At 64.5% G+C, this 21,151-nt stretch carries 23 protein-coding genes and 1 pseudogene; 20 read left to right on the forward strand and 4 right to left on the reverse strand.

Annotation, left to right across the window (positions count from 1 at the left end; all coding sequences use genetic code 11):
- Window positions 1-141 precede the first annotated feature (141 nt).
- The 7 genes and pseudogenes from argJ to NKI70_RS29440 all read left to right on the forward strand — a co-directional run bounded on the left by argJ (window position 142) and on the right by NKI70_RS29440 (window position 4,528).
- Window positions 142-1,383, forward strand: coding sequence for a bifunctional glutamate N-acetyltransferase/amino-acid acetyltransferase ArgJ (gene argJ / locus NKI70_RS29410; protein ID WP_352696739.1), 1,242 nt, complete (start codon window positions 142-144; stop codon window positions 1,381-1,383).
- Complete coding sequence (locus NKI70_RS29415; protein ID WP_352570524.1) at window positions 1,383-2,162, forward strand: GNAT family N-acetyltransferase; 780 nt, start codon at window positions 1,383-1,385, stop codon at window positions 2,160-2,162. Before argJ ends, NKI70_RS29415 begins: the two co-directional genes overlap by 1 nt.
- Window positions 2,159-2,581 carry a (deoxy)nucleoside triphosphate pyrophosphohydrolase gene (locus NKI70_RS29420; RefSeq protein ID WP_023677979.1) on the forward strand — a complete coding sequence of 141 codons (423 nt, stop codon included), beginning with the start codon at window positions 2,159-2,161 and terminating at the stop codon, window positions 2,579-2,581. The genes NKI70_RS29415 and NKI70_RS29420 overlap by 4 nt, the downstream gene beginning before the upstream one ends.
- Window positions 2,582-2,708: 127 nt before the next feature.
- Window positions 2,709-3,014: a hypothetical protein gene (locus NKI70_RS29425; RefSeq protein ID WP_023677980.1), complete on the forward strand. Its 306-nt coding sequence runs from the start codon at window positions 2,709-2,711 to the stop codon at window positions 3,012-3,014.
- Window positions 3,015-3,127: 113 nt separating this feature from the next.
- A pseudogene (locus NKI70_RS29430) lies at window positions 3,128-3,879 on the forward strand (IS5 family transposase).
- Between the two features lie 11 nt (window positions 3,880-3,890).
- Entirely contained in the window at window positions 3,891-4,205 is a 315-nt protein-coding gene (locus tag NKI70_RS29435; RefSeq protein ID WP_352646616.1) for a DUF6678 family protein, read from the forward strand.
- A 143-nt stretch (window positions 4,206-4,348) separates the two neighbouring features.
- The gene (locus NKI70_RS29440) at window positions 4,349-4,528 is read left to right on the forward strand and encodes a Flp family type IVb pilin (RefSeq protein WP_352453066.1); all 180 of its coding nucleotides are present in this window, start codon (window positions 4,349-4,351) and stop codon (window positions 4,526-4,528) included.
- Between the two features lie 50 nt (window positions 4,529-4,578).
- Here the strand turns inward: NKI70_RS29440 and NKI70_RS29445 are convergent, their stop codons facing one another.
- Window positions 4,579-5,451 carry a methyltransferase domain-containing protein gene (locus NKI70_RS29445; RefSeq protein ID WP_352577157.1) on the reverse strand — a complete coding sequence of 291 codons (873 nt, stop codon included), beginning with the start codon at window positions 5,449-5,451 and terminating at the stop codon, window positions 4,579-4,581.
- 54 nt (window positions 5,452-5,505) lie between these two features.
- Between NKI70_RS29445 and NKI70_RS29450 the strand changes: the two genes are divergently transcribed.
- From NKI70_RS29450 to NKI70_RS29465, 4 genes are read left to right on the forward strand one after another with little or no spacing between them, the layout of a single operon-like run.
- Window positions 5,506-6,306 carry a ComF family protein gene (locus NKI70_RS29450; protein WP_352570523.1) on the forward strand — a complete coding sequence of 267 codons (801 nt, stop codon included), beginning with the start codon at window positions 5,506-5,508 and terminating at the stop codon, window positions 6,304-6,306.
- 28 nt (window positions 6,307-6,334) lie between these two features.
- The gene (gene grxC / locus NKI70_RS29455; RefSeq protein WP_352491813.1) at window positions 6,335-6,604 is read left to right on the forward strand and encodes a glutaredoxin 3; all 270 of its coding nucleotides are present in this window, start codon (window positions 6,335-6,337) and stop codon (window positions 6,602-6,604) included.
- 10 nt (window positions 6,605-6,614) lie between these two features.
- The gene (locus NKI70_RS29460; protein WP_352696737.1) at window positions 6,615-7,481 is read left to right on the forward strand and encodes a carbon-nitrogen hydrolase family protein; all 867 of its coding nucleotides are present in this window, start codon (window positions 6,615-6,617) and stop codon (window positions 7,479-7,481) included.
- Window positions 7,478-7,903: a DUF1178 family protein gene (locus NKI70_RS29465; RefSeq protein WP_352696735.1), complete on the forward strand. Its 426-nt coding sequence runs from the start codon at window positions 7,478-7,480 to the stop codon at window positions 7,901-7,903. The genes NKI70_RS29460 and NKI70_RS29465 overlap by 4 nt, the downstream gene beginning before the upstream one ends.
- A gap of 114 nt (window positions 7,904-8,017) precedes the next feature.
- Here NKI70_RS29465 and NKI70_RS29470 read toward each other — a convergent pair whose 3' ends face one another.
- The gene (locus NKI70_RS29470; protein ID WP_352696733.1) at window positions 8,018-8,818 is read right to left on the reverse strand and encodes an SDR family NAD(P)-dependent oxidoreductase; all 801 of its coding nucleotides are present in this window, start codon (window positions 8,816-8,818) and stop codon (window positions 8,018-8,020) included.
- A 179-nt stretch (window positions 8,819-8,997) separates the two neighbouring features.
- Between NKI70_RS29470 and NKI70_RS29475 the strand changes: the two genes are divergently transcribed.
- Both NKI70_RS29475 and NKI70_RS29480 read left to right on the forward strand, forming a co-directional pair.
- Complete coding sequence (locus NKI70_RS29475) at window positions 8,998-10,218, forward strand: winged helix-turn-helix domain-containing protein (protein ID WP_352621692.1); 1,221 nt, start codon at window positions 8,998-9,000, stop codon at window positions 10,216-10,218.
- A gap of 9 nt (window positions 10,219-10,227) precedes the next feature.
- A complete protein-coding gene (locus tag NKI70_RS29480; RefSeq protein ID WP_352621693.1) occupies window positions 10,228-10,881 on the forward strand; it encodes a Vgb family protein in 654 nt (217 codons plus the stop codon).
- A gap of 39 nt (window positions 10,882-10,920) precedes the next feature.
- On the opposite strand, the gene NKI70_RS29485 is transcribed toward NKI70_RS29480, so the two are convergent.
- Window positions 10,921-11,406 (reverse strand): MarR family winged helix-turn-helix transcriptional regulator, encoded by a 486-nt coding sequence (locus NKI70_RS29485; RefSeq protein WP_352725778.1) that lies wholly within the window; start codon window positions 11,404-11,406, stop codon window positions 10,921-10,923.
- Between the two features lie 101 nt (window positions 11,407-11,507).
- Here NKI70_RS29485 and NKI70_RS29490 point away from each other — a divergent pair, with 101 nt between their 5' ends.
- A complete protein-coding gene (locus NKI70_RS29490) occupies window positions 11,508-12,398 on the forward strand; it encodes a DMT family transporter (protein WP_352725780.1) in 891 nt (296 codons plus the stop codon).
- A 19-nt stretch (window positions 12,399-12,417) separates the two neighbouring features.
- On the opposite strand, the gene ubiG is transcribed toward NKI70_RS29490, so the two are convergent.
- The gene (ubiG, locus tag NKI70_RS29495) at window positions 12,418-13,167 is read right to left on the reverse strand and encodes a bifunctional 2-polyprenyl-6-hydroxyphenol methylase/3-demethylubiquinol 3-O-methyltransferase UbiG (RefSeq protein ID WP_023675148.1); all 750 of its coding nucleotides are present in this window, start codon (window positions 13,165-13,167) and stop codon (window positions 12,418-12,420) included.
- Between the two features lie 213 nt (window positions 13,168-13,380).
- Here ubiG and NKI70_RS29500 point away from each other — a divergent pair, with 213 nt between their 5' ends.
- The 6 genes from NKI70_RS29500 to NKI70_RS29525 all read left to right on the forward strand — a co-directional run bounded on the left by NKI70_RS29500 (window position 13,381) and on the right by NKI70_RS29525 (window position 21,105).
- Window positions 13,381-13,950, forward strand: coding sequence for a putative glycolipid-binding domain-containing protein (locus NKI70_RS29500; RefSeq protein ID WP_352725782.1), 570 nt, complete (start codon window positions 13,381-13,383; stop codon window positions 13,948-13,950).
- 199 nt (window positions 13,951-14,149) lie between these two features.
- Window positions 14,150-15,403: an aspartate kinase gene (locus NKI70_RS29505; RefSeq protein WP_352725790.1), complete on the forward strand. Its 1,254-nt coding sequence runs from the start codon at window positions 14,150-14,152 to the stop codon at window positions 15,401-15,403.
- A gap of 181 nt (window positions 15,404-15,584) precedes the next feature.
- Window positions 15,585-17,855: a phosphoenolpyruvate--protein phosphotransferase gene (gene ptsP, locus NKI70_RS29510; protein ID WP_352471315.1), complete on the forward strand. Its 2,271-nt coding sequence runs from the start codon at window positions 15,585-15,587 to the stop codon at window positions 17,853-17,855.
- Window positions 17,856-17,863: 8 nt separating this feature from the next.
- Entirely contained in the window at window positions 17,864-18,943 is a 1,080-nt protein-coding gene (gene prfA / locus NKI70_RS29515; RefSeq protein WP_352725784.1) for a peptide chain release factor 1, read from the forward strand.
- Window positions 18,936-19,814, forward strand: a complete 879-nt coding sequence (gene prmC, locus NKI70_RS29520) for a peptide chain release factor N(5)-glutamine methyltransferase (protein ID WP_352725786.1) — start codon at window positions 18,936-18,938, stop codon at window positions 19,812-19,814. The genes prfA and prmC overlap by 8 nt, the downstream gene beginning before the upstream one ends.
- Window positions 19,815-20,145: 331 nt before the next feature.
- A complete protein-coding gene (locus NKI70_RS29525) occupies window positions 20,146-21,105 on the forward strand; it encodes a DUF4167 domain-containing protein (RefSeq protein ID WP_352725788.1) in 960 nt (319 codons plus the stop codon).
- The last annotated feature ends 46 nt before the right edge of the window (window positions 21,106-21,151 follow it).

Genomic DNA, 21,151 nt, shown 5'->3' on the forward strand with positions numbered 1-21,151 from the left:
CAAATTTGCAACAGCCTGCTTGCGGCCGCGGCAGGTGTCAGGCGTCCGGCACCCGTAACGGCTGTGAAAACGCCTTGCGCCGGCGCGTGCTATCGGGCAAACCGGCGTTCCTTTCGCGATTTTTCCCGCCCGGGGTCTTCCATGTCCACACAGGTTTCGCCGCTCGCGCCGAAGAAATATGCCAAGATGCCGGCCATCGAGGGCGTGCGCATCGCCACCGCCGAGGCCGGCATAAAATACAAGAACCGCACCGACCTGCTGGCCATGGTGTTCGACGCCGGCACCACGGTCGCCGGCGTGTTCACCAGGTCGAAATGCCCGTCGGCGCCGGTCGACTTCTGCCGGCAGAACCTCACGGCGGGCAAGGCGCGCGTGCTGGTCGTCAATTCCGGCAACGCCAATGCCTTTACCGGCCAGAAGGGCCGCGCCTCGACCGCACTCACGGGCGAGGTGGCGGCGAAAGCGGCCGACTGCACAGCGGGCGAGGTGTTCCTGGCCTCGACCGGCGTGATCGGCGAGCCGCTCGACGCCGGCAAGTTCAGCCATCTGCTGGCCGCGCTGGTCAAGGACGGCAAGCCGGAATTGTGGACCGACGCCGCCAAGGCGATCATGACTACCGACACCTATCCCAAACTGGCGACCGCGACGGTCAAGCTCGGCGATGCCGACGTCACCATCAACGGTATCGCCAAGGGCGCCGGGATGATCGCGCCCGACATGGCGACGATGCTTTCCTTCATCGCCACCGATGCGCCGATCGCAGCACCCGTGCTGCAGGACCTCCTGTCGCGCGGTACGGCCAAGACCTTCAACGCGGTTACCGTCGATAGTGACACCTCGACCAGCGACACGCTGCTGATGTTCGCCACGGGTGCTGCCGCCAGGCGCGGCGCGCCGGCAATTTCCGACCCCAAGGATGCGCGCCTCGGCGCCTTCCGCCGTGCCCTCGGCAAGGTGCTGAAATCGCTGGCACTGCAGGTGGTGCGCGACGGCGAGGGCGCCCGCAAGCAGGTCGAGGTCACCGTCACCGGGGCCAAATCGGCCCGCTCGGCCAAGCGCATCGCGCTGTCGATCGCCAATTCGCCGCTGGTCAAGACGGCAGTCGCCGGCGAGGACGCCAATTGGGGCCGCGTCGTCATGGCCGTCGGCAAGGCCGGCGAACCGGCCGACCGCGACCTTCTGTCGATCTGGTTCGGCGACAACCGCCTGGCCTATCAGGGCGAGCGCGACGCCGCCTATTCCGAGGAGGCGACTTCGGCGTATATGAAGCGCGACGAGATCCGCATCCGCGCCGATATCGGCATCGGCCGCGGCAAGGCGACGGTGTGGACCTGCGATCTCACCAAGGAATATGTCGCCATAAACGGCGATTATCGGAGCTGATGGCGTTGGCTTCCAGACATCCGGCAAGCGTGTTGGCGATCGTGCGCCGCTATGAGGCGGCCGGATTTCGCGCCTGGCCGGCGGCCGCCGTCCATTATGACGGCACCTGGGTGGTGCGGCTGACGGCCGGCCATCCGGCCAAGCGGCTGAATTCGGTCAATCCGCTCGATCCGGGCGACATCCAGCACATTGCCGAGCGCATCGGTCGCGCCAGCCGTCGGTTCGACGCCTATGGCAGGCCGCTGACCTTTCGCATCTCGCCGCTGTCGGGGCCGGATCTTTCGAAGTACCTCGACGGCGAGGGCTGGAGCATATTCGCGGAGTCGCTGGTCATGCGGCTGCCGCTGGCGGACGCCACGCTCGACGACGCCATGGACCAGATTCCGTTGAAGGACATCAGCCGTTTCATCGGCGCGGCGCTCAAGGTGAGCGGCTCGGATGTGTCGCTGCGGCCGGGCCTGTCGGAGATCATCGGCGCCATCCAGCCGGAGGCCGGGCTGTTTGCGCTGGAGGCCGGCAGCGAACCGCTGGCAACGTTGATCTGCGTGCATGACGGCGACCTTGCCGGCCTGTTCGAGATTGCCACCGACAGGTCGGTGCGCAACCAGGGCCATGGCCGCCATCTCATCCGGTCGGCGCTGAAATGGGCGCGGCTGCGCGGGGCGCGGGAAGCCTGGCTGCAGGTCGAGGCTGACAACGCGCCGGCGCTGGCGCTCTACCGTTCGCTCGGATTCGACGAAGTCTATCGCTATCGCTATCGCCGGCCACCCGGCGCATGAGCGGCTTGGATACGATCGGCAAACGCCTGCTCCTGGTCGCGGCCTGCGCGCTGGTCGATGCCGACGGGCGCGTGCTTTTGGCGCAGCGGCCCGAAGGCAAGCAACTCGCCGGCCTGTGGGAGTTTCCGGGCGGCAAGGTCGAGCCCGGTGAGACGCCGGAACAATGCCTGATCCGCGAATTGTACGAGGAGATCGGCATCGAAACCGACATCCCTTGCCTGGCGCCACTCACCTTCGCCAGCCATTCCTACGATGATTTTCACCTGCTGATGCCGCTGTTCGTCTGCCGTCGATTCCGCGGCATTGCCCAGCCGAAGGAAGGCCAGGTGCTGAAATGGGTGCGGCCGCGCCAGATGCGCGATTTTCCAATGCCGCCGGCCGATGCCCCGCTGATCCAGTTCCTCATCGATCTGCTGTAACGGCCGACCTGCCGTAAATCGGGCAGCGCCGCAACGCGCTGGCAGCAGCGTTAATGAAAGATTTATCTGACCGTGAAAAATTGACGCTAGGCGGTTACGCCGATTCCACCGCTGGGGAGCGATTTGCATGAGCCTTGAAAAGGACTGGGACTCGCCTTGGCCCGACCGCCTTCCTGGCGCCGCCAATGCCGGCATGGGAATATTGCGCATCGCCCTCTTGTTCGGCTCGGCCGCGGTGGCTCTGGCCTTGATCGCGACGCCCTACCTCGACAGCCGGACCCGCTCGCAGTTTGCCCGCGACGGGCTTGATACGATGAGCACCGGCTCGATCGGCCAGCGCGACAGCTATACGCTACGCAAGAGCGTGCTGCAGCCGCTGCCCAGTTCGGTCTGCGTTATACGGGCCGATGGCAGAAGCAGCGGCGACTGCTGACTCCTCAACAGATCTCCAGGATTCGGCTGTTTCCTAGGGCCAAAACCCAATCAGCCCCTTGAAGGGAGGGCGCTTTCCTGATTCACCAGCGGGTGTGGATCAGGAAGAGCAGTATGGCTTTGTTTTGGCTATCGGACGAAGCATGGGCAACGATCGAGCCGCACTTGCCCAAGAACCAGCGTGGTGCGCGTCGCGTGGACGATCGTCGGGTGATTTCGGGTATCCTGCACGTGCTGAAGGTGGGTTGCCGCTGGTGTGATTGTCCTGCCGATTATGGTCCCTCGACCACGGTTTACAATCGCTTCAACCGCTGGTCGCGACGAGGCTTCTGGCTGAAGATGCTTGATGCGCTGGTTCAGGCCGGCGCAGTGACGAAAAGCACCGCGATCGACAGCACCTACGTCAAAGCCCAGCGGGCGGCATTCGGCGCAAAAGGGGGCGCCAAGCGCAGGCCATCGGCCGTTCGCGCGGCGGTTGGACAACTAAGGTCCATGCACTCACAGACGTCGTCGGCCGCCCCTACGCGTTGATGTTGACGGCAGGAAACGTCAGCGACGTGAAGGCAGCGCCAGCCCTACTCGAACGCGCTGGCCCGATGCGCTACCTATTGGGCGACAAGGGCCACGATGCGGATCGACTGCGCCGTTCACTGCGCGAGGGAAAGACTACGCCGGCAATCCCGGGACGGCGCAATCGAAAGAGAGCAATCCGTTACGACCAAGAGCGATACCGTGGACGACACTTGATCGAGAACGCCTTCTGCCGCCTCAAGGATTTCCGCCGCATCGCCACCCGCTACGACAAACTCGCCACCAACTTCCTGTCTGGGGTGGCATTGGCTACCATGATCTCGTTCTGGCTTTGAGAGGCGACGAAATGCTCAATCCGGCGATGAACAACACAAAATGGGATGAGCTTCGGCTAGAAATGTACGCGCTCACGCCGCCACCATCTTGGAGCACGCTTTCCACAAACGGCTACCACTCACAGCCCGACCGCGAGTGGTTCTACCACTTCAGGGAGGGCGGATACGAATCCATCCTTCACTTAGACATTCAGGTCGAAACGCCCGCCCAGCGAGAACTTGTCCGCTCGGCTCTCAAGAAGGTGCATGTGCCCGGCGAGGAAATGCCTGACGGCTTTCGCGTGTTCGGTTATCTTCAGGATGGTCAGGCCGCCGAGTTTATATGAGGTCTTCGTTGCTGACCTGATCGAGTCTGGACCCTAGAATGCAGCTGGTTCCTAGAATGCAGCTGGTTCACCGCGCGTTAAGCCTGTCGCATTAACCTTTCTTAACGGGTCGGCGCTAGGTTCAGGCAAGAGGGATGGCGCCCATGAAAATCTTGCTGCAACGATTTTTAGAAGACGAGAGGGGTGCGACGGCTATCGAATATGGTTTGATCGTCGCCGTGCTGTCGCTTGCCATTGTCGCGGGTATTGGCCAGGCTGCCGGCGCCATTCAGTGGTTGTTCAGCGACAACAGCAGCAAGCTTGCCAACGCTTTTGCACAGTGACCGGCTTAGCTTTTGCGTGGGATACGCTTGGCTTTTGCGCAAGGATCCGCTCAGGGGCCGCCGGGGTTTTCCAGGATTGTCTTCAGCGATATTTTTGCGGAGCCCGGCTTCAGCGGCTTTTGCTGAGAGGCATCGGGCGCCCAGCCTGACATCCAGACCACCGAGAAACTCGCCCTGACGCGGCCATCGGCATCCGAAAACCGCTCCGCATAGATTTCGGCGGCGCGCGCGAACAGCGCTCGCGTGCCCGGCCGCCTGCTGCGGTCGACAAGCGCGCTGGTCTCGCCCATAGCGCGCAGGTCGGCGACCAGGCCAAATAGCGAATCGTAGCGCACCGTGATCGTCTCGACGTCGGCAACCGGCAGTGCCAGGCCGGCGCGCTGCAGCAGTGCGCCGGCGTCGCGGACGTCGGTGAACGGGATCACACGCGGGCTGGCGCCGCCATAGAGCTCGGTCTCGGCGGCAAGCAGGCTTTCGCGCAGTTCGGAGAGCGTGCCTGTGCCGGCGAAGGCGCCAAGGAAAAGCCCGTCCGGCTTCAGCGCCCGGCGGACCTGCACCAGCATGCCGGGAATGTCGTTCATCGCCTGCAGCGACAGCAGCGACACTGCGAGGTCGAGGCTTTCCGGCTCGAATGGCACGGTTTCCAACGGCGCCAACAGTCCTGGCTGGCCACCCAGGAAAGCGGCGTCGGCCTCGACGCGCACGTTTTCCGTCACCTTGCCGCTTTCGGCGAGCACCTCTGCTGCAGCCGGCGTCTGGCAAAACAACGAGGCCGCCTTGCCGAACCTGCGTTCGACGGCGCCGAGCCGGTCGGCAAGATCCTCGGCCGCCCGCCGCATGAGGAAATCCGCGCCGGCGATGGGGCGGGCCAGTGCCCGGCGCTTGCGCGCCAGCCAGAGCGAGGTGTCAATTACAGGCTGCAATGGGCAGGTCCTTGTGCTTCGCTCTCTGATATAGTGATGCGGAGGACCAACCACGTGGCCGATCCCATGCCAGAGATCAAGCGTAGTGCGATCAAGAGCATTGCCCGCAAGGCATTGGGCTGGCCAGCGCGCCTCTTGTTCCCGCCGGTCTGTGCCGGCTGCCGCCGCCATGTCTCGCAGCCCGGCGTGTTGTGCGGCGCCTGCTGGCCGAAACTCAGGCTGCTGGAACGGCCGTGGTGCCCGGTGATGGGCACGCCGTTCACCCACAATATGGGTGAGGGTTTCCTGTCGGCGGAGGCGATAGCCGACCCGCCGCCGTTCGAGCGCGCGCGGGCGGCGGTCGCCTATTCCGGCGTTGCCCGCCAGATGGTGCAAGGGCTGAAATACCAGGACCGCACCGATCTGGCGCCGTGGATGGCGCGCTGGATGCTTCGCGCCGGTGCCGAGCTCATCGCCGAGGCCGACGTGGTCGTGCCGGTGCCGCTGCACTGGCGGCGTTTCTTCCGACGGCAGTTCAACCAGTCGGCGGAACTGGCGCGGGCGGTGGCGCAGCTCGGGGAGCGGCCTTTCGCGCCATCAGCCATCAGGCGCGTCAAACTCACGCGCCAGCAGGTCGGGCTTGAGCGGCGGGAACGCGAGGAAAATGTTCGCGCCGCATTCAAAGTGCCTGATGAGGCGGAGATCGAAATCGCCGGCCGCCGGGTGCTGCTGATCGACGATGTCTACACCACCGGCGCCACCGTCCGCGCGGTCGCCAAGGCGTTGAAGAAGGGCGGTGCCGGCGCGGTCGACGTACTGACCTTTGCGCGTGTGCTGCCGGGGGACTTTCGGGCCGACGAATCGGCGCCTATATAGCCTAGGAACGAGGCAGGATTGCTGACCGATGGTCGATGTGACGATCTACACGCGGATGATGTGCGGCTATTGCACCGCGGCCAAGCGGCTGCTCGACAGGAAGGGTGTGACCTACACCGAGCACGACGCCTCGTTCTCGCCGGAGCTGCGCCAGGAGATGATCTCCCGCGCTCACGGCCGTTCCACCTTTCCGCAGATATTCATCGGCGACACGCATGTCGGCGGCTCTGACGATCTCCACGAATTGGAGGCGGAAGGACGGCTGGACAAATTGCTCGCCAACGGCTCGGCCAGATAAGGACATGACGATGGGTGGTTTCAAGGCGGCGGCGATCCAGATGCGTTCGGGAACCAGCCCGGAGCGCAATGCGGTCGATCTGGAACGGCTGGTGCGCGAGGCGGCAGGCCTTGGCGCGACCTATATCCAGACGCCGGAAATGACCGGCGCGCTGATCCGCGACAGCCAGGCACGGGCCGCTTCCTTCACCTCCGAGGACAAGGACATCGTCGTCTCGACGTCGCGGCGGCTGGCCAAGGAGCTCGGCATCTTCCTGCATATCGGCTCGACCGCCATTCTGCGCGTCGACGGCAAGCTCGCCAACCGCGCGCTTTTGTTCGGGCCGGACGGCGCAATCCTTGCCGTCTATGACAAGATCCACATGTTCGACGTCGATCTCGACAATGGCGAGAGCTGGCGCGAATCCGCCGCTTATAAGCCGGGCACCGAGGCTGTCGTCACCGAAATCGAGGGCGCGAAGCTAGGCTTTGCCGTCTGCTACGATCTACGCTTTCCGCAGCTGTTCCGTGCCGAGGCGCTGGCCGGCGCCGATCTGCTCTCGGTGCCCGCAGCCTTCACCCGCCAGACCGGCGAAGCGCACTGGCACGTGCTGCTCAGGGCGCGTGCCATCGAGAACGGCGCCTATGTGGTTGCCGCCGCGCAAGGCGGCGTGCACGAGGACGGCCGCGAAACCTATGGCCATTCGCTGATCGTCGATCCCTGGGGCCGCATCGTCGCCGAAGCCGCCCATGACGAGCCGGCGGTGATCGTCGCCGAGATCGACCCGGCGCAGTCAGTCGCTGCGCGCAAGAAGATACCGAATCTCAAAAACGCACGCGATTTTGCCGTAAACGCCGGTTCGGCGGAGGCGCCGCGTCTCAGGGGTGCCGCCTCTTGATCCGCTTTTCCCTGCTCTGCGAGCACGAGCACGAATTCGAAGCCTGGTTCCGCAGCAACGACGATTTCGACACCCAGAAGAGGCGCGGTTTCGTCGATTGCCCGGCCTGCGGCTCGCACAAGGTCGAGAAGGCGCTGATGGCGCCTGCCGTCTCCACCGGGCGCAAGCGCGAAAGCATCGCGCTGGCCATGGGCGAGGCGCAGAAGCAGGCGCTGGCGCAGCTCAAGGCCATGGCCGACAAGGTGCGCGAGAATGCCGACTATGTCGGCGACAAATTCGCCGAGGAAGCGCGCAAGATCCATTTCGGTGAAAGCGATCCGCGCGGCATCTATGGCGAGGCGACGCTGGACGAGGCCAAGAGCCTGGCCGAAGACGGCGTCGAGTTCTTGCCGATTCCAAGCTTCCCCGACGACCGCAACTGATCCGTCAACCTGCTCCAGACATAGCGAGGCATCTCTTCGCCAGGCAGCGCCGTGAAGGTCGGGGCGGCGCCGAAGGGCGGCGATGCCGCCACCCCCGCACAGGCGTCTACAGTTTCAGGCCGAGCAGCAAGGATGGGGCTCGCGGGCAATCGTTTCGCTGCTTCTTTCATGCCCACTGCCTGACGGGCTTGCTTCACTTGACGGGCTTGCTTCCGCATAGGCTGCAAACTGGCGTTCAAGCGCCTTGACTGCACTGCTGCGCCAGCCCTCCGCCAGGGATTCCGACATGGGATCGGGGAAGATTTCCTCTTCGCCGTTCTCCACGCCGTTCAGGATTGCCCGCGCGACAGACTCCGCAGAGGCCTTCGCAATGTCCAGGCCCCGTGTCATGTCCGTGTCGACCGGGCCGGGAAGGACCCTGTGGACGCTGACACCCCGTCCGGCCAAAAGGGTGCGCAACGACTGCGACAGCGAGAACGAGGCCGCCTTCGAGATCGAGTAAGCCGGACTGAACGGCACGGCGGCAATCGAGGCCAGCGACAGAATGTTGACGATGGCTCCCCGCGACCGGGCCAGCAACGGCAGCAGAGCCTGGGTAACGTCGTACGAGCCGAAGAGGTTTACGGCGAGCTGTTGTTCGAGCACACGACGGTCGCTGAGGTCATCGAAGGGCGATACGCCGGCGTTGTTGATGAGGATATCGAGGGCATCGATCTTCTCGACCGCCTCCCGGATCTGCGCAGCGTTGGTCACATCCATGGTCAGGGACGTCACACGCCGGTCCGGGTGGGCCATGGCTTGGCGGGTTGCGGCATAGACGCGCTTTACGCCTCTGCTCAGGGCTTCCTCGACCAGTGCCCGACCGATGCCCCGATTGGCTCCAGTCACCAGGATGGTTGAACCTTCGATCTTCATTGCGTCTCTCCTAGTGCTTATCGTTGCGTTCGAGCTAGTGCACAATCTAGCCGCGACTCAAGGTTGGCGCGCCGCAACTCAGGTTGGCTACAGTCACCGTTGTCGATACGACTGGTTAGTGAGATGGACTTAGCGCCGGATGTCGAAGCCGTGGGAGTGACAAGTGTGACGGGATTCCGATGGACTCGCTGATCACGGCGGCGGCGCATGCGCTCGCGGCGGGCGATCCGCTCGGCGCCTTGAAGCGGGTTGCGCTGCGCGACGATGCGCCGGCACTGGCGTTGCGCGGTATCGCGATGGCGCAGCTTGGCGACCTGGTTCGGGCGAAGGTTCTCCTCAAGAGGGCGGCGCGCGCATTCAGCCCGAGGGAGGCCGTGGCCCGCGCGCGGTGTATCGTCGCCGAGGCCGAGATCGCGCTCGTCTCGCGCGACCTTACCTGGCCGGCCAAGGCACTCGACGCCGCACGGGCGACGCTTGAAAAGCATGGCGACCGCGTCAACGCCGCGCATGCGCGCAACCTCGACGTTCGGCGCCTGCTGCTGATCGGCCATCTCGACGAAGCCGAGCGCAGGCTGGACGGCTTCGATCCCTCGCCGCTGCCGCCGGCATCGCGGGCCGCCCACGAGCTGGCTGTCGCCGGCATCGCCATCCGCCGCTTGCGGACCGGCCCTGCGCGCGCCGCGCTTGGCCTGGCGGCGCGGGCGGCGCGCGCGTCCGGCATCCCCGCGCTGATCGCGGAGGTGGAGAGCGCATCGCTGGTGCTGGACACGCCGGCCGCACGCCTTGTCGCGCGTGGCGGGGAACGGCCCCTCCTGCTCGACGAAGTCGAAGCGCTCCTGGCGTCGGGGGCGCTCGTGGTGGATGCATGCCGCAATGTCGTGCGGGTCGCAGACACGGTCGTCTCGCTGGCGACCCGCCCGGTGCTGTTCGCGCTGGCCCGCGCGCTGGCCGAAGCCTGGCCGGGGGACGTGGCAAGATCGACGCTCATTGCGCGCGCTTTCCGCGGAAAGGACGCGGACGAATCACATCGCGCACGGTTACGGGTCGAAGTCGGGCGGCTTCGCGCGGAGCTTCGGAGCTTGGCGGATGTGAGCGCGACGAAGCGGGGCTTTGCGCTGGCCCCGCGCCGCGCAGGTGAGGTCGTCGTGCTGGCGCCACCCGTCGAAGAAGAGCATGCCGCCGTGCTCGCCTTCCTCGCCGACGGCGAGTCTTGGTCGAGTTCGGCCCTGTCGATTGCGCTTGGAGCCAGTTCGCGTACCGTGCAGCGAGCGCTCGAGCAGCTCGCCCAGGCCGGCAAGGTGCAGTCGTTCGGCCGCGGACGGGCGCGTCGCTGGATGACCCCGCCGCTGACGGGTTTCCCGACAATCTTGTTACTCCCCGGCCCACTGCCGGGCTACTAGGATGGAATCATGGAACGATCCGCAGCCGAAATCCTTCGAGAATATGGACCCTTTCCGGGTGTCGACCACGTGGACGGCGTTACCTTCGACGGTGAGCATGTCTGGTTTGCCTCAGGCGACAGATTGAACGCCTTCGATCCGGCGAGCGGCAAAGTGGTGCGCTCGATCGACGTCGCGGCACACGCCGGAACGGCCTTCGACGGCCATCACCTCTATCAGATCGCCGAGGATCGCATCCAGAAGATCGATCCGAGGAATGGCCGGGTGCTGGCGTCGATCCCGGCGCCTGGCAATGGCGGTGATTCCGGGCTCGCCTGGGCCGAAGGAACGCTCTGGGTCGGGCAGCATCGGGGCCGAAAGATTCATCAGGTCGATCCCGAGACAGGGGCAATCCTTCGCACCATCGTTTCCAACCGCGTCGTAACCGGGGTCAGCTGGGTCGACGGCGAGCTGTGGCATGGCACCTGGGAGGGCGAGGAGAGCGATGTCAGACGGATCGATCCTGAAACGGGAAAGGTCCTTGAGAAGCTCGATATGCCGCCGGGAACAGGCGTGTCGGGGCTCGAATCCGATGGCGGTGACCAGTTTTTCTGTGGCGGCGGAAACAGCGGCAAGATCAGAGCTGTTCGCCGGCCCAAGCGAGGCTCGGCGACCAGGATTTGACCTTTTCCATCCCCTCGGCGCGGCCCTTGGCCGGTTCGGTTAACTCAGGCTCGCTATCAGTTTTTCGAGCAGGCGTGCGAGCATGATCTGCTCCGGGCGTATCAGGCCGGAAAGTATCTGGTGCTCGTTGGCGACGTGAGCGGTAACCGCCTCGTCGATCAACGCCAGACCCTTTTTAGTCAGCTGCACGACAATGCCGCGGCGATCGTCGGGGTGCGGCCCGCGCTTGATCAGGCCGGATTTCTCGAGCCGATCGAGGCGGTTGGTCATCGCGCCCGACGTCACCATCGTCGCCTCGTAGAGAGCCGTCGGCGTCAGCGCGTATGGCGGCCCGGAACGACGCAGCGTTGCCAGCACATCGAATTCTCCGGATTGCAGCCCGTAACTTGCAAACAGCGGCGCCAGCCGCTCTCGTGCGATCAGCGAGGCGGCCTCGTTCAACCGTCCGAGCACGGCCATCGGCGAGACATCGAGATCCGGCCGTTCCTTTTTCCATTGCCCGATCGCTTTTGCTGCGCGATCCATGTCTCTCACCGTTATGTATCTTGACGTGAAGAATCTTTAGCTTATCTTACCTCAGCTTGCGATATTGGCCAAGTGCCGCGAACGGGCGACGGGACGGTGCGATGAAATTTCTCTGGGACTCGGCGCTTGGCCTTCTGGTTGTCACCGGTGGACTGCTCGGCCTGACGCTGCCGTTCGGCAAGATCGCGACGGCGGCCGGCGTGGCCGCCATGGTCTGGGCCTTCGTCATCTCGCTTGGTGCCGGCGGCGTGCTTTTGTGCGCATTGCTGCTCAACGGGAAGCGCATGCGGCTTACGCCGCACAGGCTGCGCTATTTCTTCGTCACCGCGGCCGTCTCATATGCAATCCCCAATCTGCTGATGTTTTCAGCCATTCCGCATCTGGGCGCCGGCTACAGCGGCATCATGTTCACGCTGTCGCCGGTCGTCACGCTGGTGTTCTCGATGCTGCTCGGCGTCAGGCCCCCGACCATGCTGGGCATCGTCGGCATAGTCGTCGGTTTCGTCGGCGCAGTCATGGTGGCGGTGACGCGCGGCGAAGCGGGCCAGCCGGCCGAATTTTTCTGGGTTGCGATGGGCCTGCTCATCCCGGTCAGCCTCGCCGCCGGCAACATTTACCGCACCGTCGACTGGCCCGAAGGCACCGGCCCGATCGAGCTCGCCGTCGGCAGCCATCTGGCAGCAGCCTTGATGCTGTTTGCCGGCATTCCGGTCCTGCTTGGCGGCAATGCATTCGGCTCGCTCGGCGGCGTGCCGCTGGTCGCTGCGGCACAGGTGGCATCAGCCTCGGCGATGTTCGCCTTCTTCTTCCGCCTGCAAGCGGTCGGCGGCCCGGTCTATCTCAGCCAGATCGGCTACGTCGCGGCGGCGGTCGGGCTGTTTGCCGGGACCCTCTTCCTCGGCGAGCGCTATCAACTGCTGACCTGGGCCGGTGCCGTCATCATCACCGCCGGCGTGTTCATCACCACCAAGGCGCAAAGCCAGAGGCCATAGGGGCCAGAAGGCGCAAGCTTCAGACGGATGCCTTCTCCGCCAGCACCATGTAGTTGACGTCCATGTCCTTCGAGCGCTGCCAGCGGTCGGCGAGCGGGTTGTAGGTGACGCCGGTGCGGTCGATGACGGTCAGGCCGGCGCCGGCAAGCGCCTTTTCCAGTTCCTCGGGGCGCACCAGCTTGCCGAACTGGTGGGTGCCGCGTGGCAGCCAACGCAGCACATATTCGGCGCCGATGATGGCCAGGCCCAGGGCCTTCAGCGTGCGGTTGATGGTGGCGACGAACATGATGCCGCCAGGCTTGACCATCTCGCCGCATTTGGCCAGGAACAGATCGACATTGGCGACATGCTCGACCACTTCCATGTTGAGGATGACGTCGAATTTTTCGCCGGCATCGGCAAGGTCTTCCGCGGTCGTGGCGCGATAATCCACGCTCACGCCGACTTCCGCCGCATGCAGCTTGGCCACTTCGATGTTGGTGGCGGAGGCATCGGCGCCGACCACTTCGGCGCCAAGCCGCGCCATCGGCTCGCACAAAAGCCCGCCGCCGCAGCCGATGTCAAGGAAGCGCAGGCCTTCGAACGGCCGTGCCGCACGCGGGTCGCGGCCGAAGCGGGCCGCCACCTGGTCGCGGATATAGGCAAGCCGGATCGGGTTGAACTTGTGCAACGGGCGGAACTTGCCGTTCGGGTTCCACCATTCGGCGGCAAGGGCGGAAAAGCGTTCCACCTCTCCGGCATCGATCGTCGATCGTCGGGGCTCTGGCATGGCGTGGTCTCCTCGGACGCTAGGAAGTCGGGCGCGAGGCTGCGAATGTCAAGGCGTGAAATTCACCGCCGCGGTGCAATGGGCGCGATGCCTTCCGGCGCCGCCTTTTGCCGGCTGCATTTGTGTCAGCACGTGTCAGTTGATGGTGTGCCGGAAGGAAACGCCTAGGCTTTGGCGGACGAAGCAGAGACATCGGGTTCGGAGGAGTGCGCAATGATGCGAGCGGTTGCTTCCATTCTTTGGCGCCGGCTTGACCAGGAAGGCCACGACGCTTGCCTTCTGTCGGAAGCGAGTTCCGGGTGGAACCTCACGGGACACGCGCTTTTCGTCCAGGACGGCGAGCCGTGCAGCATCGCCTACGAGGCGGACTGCGACGCCGATTGGCATACACGATCGGCGCGCGCCGACGGCTTTCTCGGCACGCAAGAGCTGCATTACAGGATCGACCGGCTGACCGAGCGCCAATGGACGCTGAACGGCGAGCATCAAGCGGAAGTCGACGGTCTCATCGATGTCGATCTCGGCTTCACGCCCGCCACAAACCTTTTGGCGCTTCGCCGTTTTGCCCTCGATGTCGGTATGGCGACGCCCGCGCCGGCAGCCTATCTAGCATTTCCCGAACTCAGGCTCGTTCGCCTCGAGCAAACCTATCAGCGCGTCGATGCTGCACATTACGCCTATGCCGCCCCGATGTTCGGCTACCACGAGACACTGGAGGTCTCGCCGCTCGGTTTCGTCCTCGACTATCCGCGCCTGTGGAGAGCCACGGCACAGCTGGGCTGAAGCGAGCACCATTTTGGCAAGAAGCAGTGCAGGCGCGATGCTGCGCTGGTGTGTCGCCCGGCCGGCAGCGGCGGCACGCCTTGCGAAACGACTGTCATTTGGCTAAGGAGGCCGCGCATTGAGCGCCCGGCCACAGCTTGGCGCAGTTTTCCACTTTTCGGCCTTCGGTCCGGCATCCAGTCAAAGGCATTTCGCTTCTATGGCGCGCATCGTGATGAAATTCGGCGGAACCTCCGTCGCCGACATCGCCCGCATCCGCAATGTGGCGCGTCATGTCAAACGCGAGGTCGACGCCGGCCATGAGGTCGCCGTCGTGGTCTCGGCGATGGCCGGCAAGACCAACGAGCTCGTGCAATGGACACGCGAGGCCTCGCCGATGCACGATGCGCGCGAATATGATGCCGTGGTCGCGTCCGGCGAGCAGGTCACTGCCGGCTTGCTGGCGATCGCGCTGCAGAATATCGGCGTGCATGCCCGCTCCTGGCAAGGCTGGCAGATCCCGATCAAGACCGACAACGCGCATGGCGCGGCGCGCATTCTCGATATCGACGGCGGATTCCTGATCAAGCGCTTCGGCGAAGGCCAGGTGGCGGTGGTCGCCGGTTTCCAAGGCATCGGGCCGGACAACCGGATCGCAACGCTCGGCCGCGGCGGTTCCGATACCAGCGCTGTCGCCGTCGCGGCAGCGGTCAAGGCCGACCGCTGCGATATCTACACCGATGTCGACGGGGTCTATACGACCGATCCGCGCATCGAGCCGAAGGCGCGGCGGCTGGCCAAGATTTCGTTCGAGGAAATGCTCGAAATGGCCTCGCTAGGCGCCAAGGTCCTGCAGGTGCGCTCGGTCGAGCTTGCCATGGTGCACAGGGTGCGTACTTTCGTGCGGTCGTCCTTCGACGATCCCGACGCACCAGGAATGGGGGATTTGCTTAATCCGCCGGGAACGCTTATTTGCGATGAGGAAGAGATCGTGGAACAGCAGGTCGTCACCGGAATTGCCTACGCCAAGGACGAGGCGCAGATTTCGTTGCGCCGCGTCGGCGATCGGCCGGGCGTCGCCGCCGGCATTTTCGGGCCGCTGGCCGAGGCCAACATCAATGTCGACATGATCGTCCAGAATATCTCCGAGGACGGCAAGTTCACTGACATGACCTTCACCGTGCCATCCGGCGACGTCGACAAGGCGCTCGCCGTGCTCGAGCGGCTGAAGGCGACGATCGGCTACGACGTGGTGCAGTCGGAAGCCGGCATGTCGAAGGTCTCGGTCATCGGCATCGGCATGCGCAGCCATGCCGGCGTCGCCGCTACCGCCTTCAAGGCGCTTGCCGACCGCGCGATCAACATCCGCGCCATCACGACGTCCGAAATCAAGATTTCGATCCTGATCGACGGTCCCTATACGGAACTAGCAGTTCGCACTTTGCATTCCGTGTACGGTCTGGATAAGCAGTAGCGGACTGCATCGGCCCGAAAATCGGAATCGATTTTCGGAAGGCAGGATGCAGCGGATCGAAAATCTTGGAGCGGTCTTTATGCGTCCAATTGGACGATGGCGCTCTAATTGAGTTGTTGCGTTTGTGCCGCTGTGCAGGGCAACCTGCACCGGTTGAAACGCTATTGGAGAAGAAGCCGCGATGCGTGATTCGGCCAGTGGCCCGCGCGTTTTGCTGAAACGGCTCCGCGAGCTCATGCAAGAGCCGCTGGAGCCGCAGGAGCGGCTTGACCGAATCGTGCGCGACATCGCCTCCAACATGGTTGCCGAGGTCTGCTCGCTCTATGTGCTGCGCGCCGATTCGGTGCTCGAACTCTACGCCACCGAAGGCCTGAACCCGAACGCCGTCCACCTGGCGCAGCTCAGGCTGGGCCAAGGCTTGGTCGGCACGATCGCGGCCTCGGCGCGGCCGCTCAACCTCTCCAATGCACAGGAGCATCCTGCCTTCGCCTACCTGCCGGAGACAGGGGAAGAAATCTATAATTCCTTCCTCGGCGTGCCGGTGCTGCGGGCAGGGCGGACACTCGGCGTCCTGGTCGTGCAGAACAAGACCATGCGCCATTATCGCGACGACGAGGTCGAGGCGCTGGAAACAACGGCGATGGTGATCGCCGAGATGATCGCCACCGGCGATCTGGAGCGGCTGACAAGGCCCGGCCTCGAGCTCGATCTGCGCCGCCCGGTAAGCTTTACCGGCCTGTCCTTCAACGAAGGCGTCGGTCTCGGCCATGTGGTGCTGCACGAGCCGCGCATCGTCGTCACCAATCTTTTCAACGAGGACAGCGAGGAAGAGGTCAGGCGGCTCGACGCGTCGCTCGGCTCGCTCAGGCTCTCCATCGACGACATGCTGGAGCGCCGCGACGTCGCCTTCGAGGGCGAGCATCGCCAGGTGCTCGAAGCCTATCGCATGTTCGCCAACGACCGCGGCTGGGTGCGCCGGCTCGAGGAGGCGATCCGCAACGGCCTGACGGCCGAAGCGGCGGTCGAAAAGGTGCAGAGCGACATGCGTGCCCGCATGCTGCACATGACCGATCCGTATCTGCGCGAACGGATGAGCGATTTCGACGATCTCGCCAATCGGCTGCTGCGGCAGCTGATGGGGCGCGGACCGGAGGACGTCGCGGCCTCGCTGCCCAAGGACGCCATCATCGTCGCCCGCTCGATGGGGGCTGCCGAGCTGCTCGACTATCCCAGAGACAAGCTGCGCGGGCTGGTGCTGGAGGACGGCGCGGCGACCAGCCATGTCGTCATCGTGGCGCGGGCGATGGGCATACCTGTCGCCGGCCAAATGAAAGGCGCCGTTTCCATGGCGGAAAACGGCGATGCCATCATCGTCGACGGCGAGGAGGGTGCAATCCATCTGCGCCCGCAGCCCGACCTCGAGGCGGCCTATGCCGAGAAAGTGCGTTTCCGGGCGCGGCGGCAGGAGGTCTACCGCGAGCTGCGCAAGAAGCCGTCGGTGACCAAGGACGGTGTCCAGGTCGACCTTCTGATGAATGCCGGGCTGGCGGTCGACCTGCCGCAACTGGCCGAAGCGGGCGCGGCCGGCATCGGCCTGTTCCGCACCGAGCTGCAATTCATGGTCGCCTCGACCTTTCCGCGCGCGGAAGCCCAGGAACGGCTCTATCGTGACGTGCTGGAAGCGGCGCGCGACAAGCCGGTGACGTTCCGCACCATCGATATTGGCGGCGACAAGGTGCTGCCCTATTTCAAGGGCTCGATCCAGGAGGAAAATCCGGCGCTCGGCTGGCGGGCCATCCGCCTGACGCTCGACCGGCCTGGATTGCTGCGCACCCAGATCCGCGCGCTGCTCAAGGCGTGCGGCGGACGCGAACTGAAGCTGATGCTGCCAATGGTGACGGAACTCGGCGAGATCGCGCAGGCGCGCGAGATCATCGATCGCGAGGTGCGGCATCTGTCGCGCTTTGCCCATCATTTGCCGACCAGCCTGAAGCTCGGGGCGATGCTGGAGGTGCCGTCGCTGCTGTTCCAGCTCGACGAACTGATGAAGGCGGTCGATTTCGTCTCGGTCGGCTCGAACGACCTGTTCCAGTTCGTCATGGCGGTGGATCGCGGCAACACCCAATTGTCCGACCGCTTCGACCCGCTGTCGACGCCGTTCCTGCGTGTTTTGAAGCAAATTGCCGATGCCGGGGCGCGCAACCAGACGCCGGTGACCTTGTGCGGCGAACTGGCCGGCAAGCCGATTTCGGCGATGGCGCTGATCGGCCTTGGCTATCGCTCGATCTCGATGTCGCCGGCATCGATCGGCCCGGTCAAGGCGATGCTGACGGAACTGCCGCTCAGCGAGTTGGAAGCGTTCTTCGACGACAATCTGATGGCGCCGGCGCATGGCCTGCCGATGCGGGCGCTGCTGCAAGCCTTTGCCGACGACCGCTCTATACCGCTATAGACTTCGCCATGATCAACCTGCCCCGCGACCGTATGGATCAAGTCGTCAAGCGTTTCGACATGCTCGAAGCGCAGATGTCGGCCGGGCCGGCGGCGGACGCCTATGTCAGGATGGCCTCCGAATATGCCGACATCCAGGAGATGGTGGCAAAGATCAGGGCGCTGCGCGCCGCCGAGCGCGAACAGGCCGATCTGGAGGCGATGCTCGCCGACAAGGGCACCGACGCCGAGATGCGGGCCTTGGCCGAGGCCGACCTGCCGGAGGTCAAGCATCACATCGAGGCGCTGCAGAAGGACATCCAGATCCTGCTGTTGCCCAAGGATGCCGCCGACGACAAGAACGCCATCCTCGAGATCCGCGCCGGCACCGGCGGCGACGAGGCGGCGCTTTTCGCCGGCGACCTGTTTCGCATGTACGAGCGCTATGCCGCGGCGCATGGCTGGCGTTTCGAGACGGTGTCGGCCAGCGAGGGTGAGGTCGGCGGCTACAAGGAAATCATCGCCACCGTTTCGGGCAAGGGCGTCTTTGCCCATCTGAAGTTCGAATCCGGCGTGCACCGGGTGCAGCGCGTGCCGACGACCGAGGCGGGCGGACGCATTCATACCTCGGCGGCGACGGTCGCGGTGCTGCCGGAAGCCGAAGAGGTCGACATCGAGATCAGGGCCGATGACATCCGCATCGACACGATGCGCGCCTCGGGTTCCGGCGGCCAGCACGTCAACACCACCGATTCGGCCGTGCGCATCACCCATCTTCCGACCGGCATCATGGTGGTGCAGGCGGAAAAGTCGCAGCACCAGAACCGGGCGAAGGCCATGCAGATCCTGCGCGCCAGGCTCTACGACCTCGAGCGCAGCAAGGCGGACGAGGAACGTTCCGAATCGCGCAAGTCGCAGGTCGGCTCGGGCGACCGCTCGGAACGCATCCGCACCTATAATTTTCCGCAGGGTCGCGTCACCGATCATCGTATCAACCTGACGCTCTATAAGCTCGACCGGGTGATGATGGGCGAACTCGACGAGATCATCGACGCGCTGATCGCCGATCACCAGTCGAAGCTGCTCGCCGATATCGGCATCGATGGCTGACAGCCTGCCCGCCACGCTGGCGCCGCTGCTGCGGGAGGCGCGAAACCGGCTCGCCGCAGCCGGGATCGCGGATCCGGCGCTCGATGCCAGGCTGATCGTCGAGCATTTTTCCGGCACCAGTCGCACGCAGGCCATCGCCGATCCCGGGCGCGCTGTCGATGCGGACGTAACGGCGGTAATCGAAGCCGCCTTGCGGCGGCGCATCGCCGGCGAGCCGGTACACCGGATCCTTGGCTACCGCGAATTCTACGGCTTGCGCCTTTCGCTTTCGCCGCAAACGCTGGAGCCGCGGCCGGATACCGAAACGCTGGTCGAGGCTATACTGCCCTTCGTCAAGGCAATGGCGGCACGCGAGGGCGGCTGCCGCATCCTCGATCTAGGGACCGGTACCGGTGCCATCGCGCTGGCGCTGCTCAGCGCCGTTCCGGCCGCGACCGCCACCGGCGTTGACATTTCGCAGGAGGCGCTGGCCACAGCCATGCGTAATGCCGGGGAATTGGGGCTCGCCGGCCGGTTCACGCCTCTCAAATCCGACTGGTTTGAAAAAGTTTCTGGCCGGTACCATGTAATTGTCGCAAACCCTCCCTATATACCCTCAGACGACATTGGAAATCTGCAGGACGAGGTCCGCGGTTTCGATCCACGCCAGGCCCTCGATGGCGGTGTGGACGGTCTGAGCCCCTACAGGAAGATCGCCGCGGGAGCGGCAGCGTATTTGGAACTCCAAGGCAGGATTGCGGTCGAGATCGGCCATACGCAGCACCAACAGGTTACGGAGATATTCTCCGCGGCCGGGTACCGTTCGGTCGGGGTGTTTCGTGATCTCGGCGGAAACGACAGAGTTCTTGTGTTCGAACGGTGGAAGCCGTGATGCAGTGCGAAAAAAGCGCTTGGCAATACCGGGGAATGCGGCTAGGGTCGCGTTAACCGGATGAGACGAAGCAGGCAGTGCTCTTAGCGATTCGGTTTTCCTTGGAAATAGCTGCCTTCTTGCGCAAACGACGCCCAAGCTTCGTGCGGGAATCGTCCGGCAAGTGAAGTAACCGGAACAGGATGGCACGTGGCGCCAACGCAATTGATGCGGGCGAACGCCGGTGAAGGAACGAAACGGCTGGCCGCATGAGCGCCTCCGTTCGTGAAGAGTTTTTCGAAAATTTCAAAGTGAAGAGAGTCTAATGAGGCCACAACAGCAAAACAGGCGCATGCGCGGTCGCAACAACAGTGGCGGCGGCGGCAACAACAATAACAACAACAATCGTAAGGGGCCGAATCCCCTGACGCGTAACTATGAGAGCAACGGCCCGGACGTGAAGATCCGCGGATCGGCTCAGCAGATTGCCGAGAAGTACGCAACCCTTGCCCGTGACGCGCAAAGCTCCGGCGACCGGGTGATGGCGGAAAACTATCTCCAGCATGCAGAGCACTATAACCGCATCATCGCAGCCGCTCAGGCGCAGATGCCGATCCAGAACGCCCAGCAGAATCGCGACGATTTCGACGATGACGGCGACGAGGATCGCGACGAGTTCGACAACGCCGGCAACAACAATGCCAACGAGGCATCGGCTTCGGCCAATCACGGGGCCGGCCCGCAGCCGGTCATCGATGGCACGCCGGCCGAGCTGGCGCTGAACCAGGAAAACAGCCGCGACAATCGGGGCGGCCGCGACAACCGTGACGGCCGCGACAACAATGGCGGACGCCACCGCGACCGTCGCCCCAATGGCGGTTACGGCCAGAACGGCCAGCGCGGCGAGTATGGCGCGCGCGGCGAGCAGCAGGGTGGCCAACGCGTCGAACAGCCACGGCGCGACGAGACGCCGGCGCAGGCGGAGCCCGTGCCGGCCGCTGAGCCGGTCTTTGTGAGCGAGCCCGCACCGCAATTCGAAAACCTTTCGCCAGCGGGTCTCGCCGCCCAGGCCGAGCTCAACGAAGCCGCGGCCGAAAACAGCCCGGCACGCCGCCCCAGGCGTCCGCGCCGTCCGCGGCTCGATGTCGAACAGGCAAATGGCGGCAACGACAACGCCGGCCCTGACAGTGCCGAGACAAGCAGTGCCGAGACAAGCAATGCCGAGACTGGCAATACCGACGCTGGCAATGTCGATGCAGCGCCGGCTGAAGGCCCCGGCGGTCAAGCTGTGATCGCAGACGTCGAGAATTGATCGGAAAAACGTTCAGCCGATCTTAGCGCATCCTTTACCCTGGACG

The organism is Mesorhizobium sp. M0500 (assembly GCF_040321165.1).
In the GTDB taxonomy this organism is placed as follows: Bacteria; Pseudomonadota; Alphaproteobacteria; order Rhizobiales; family Rhizobiaceae; genus Mesorhizobium.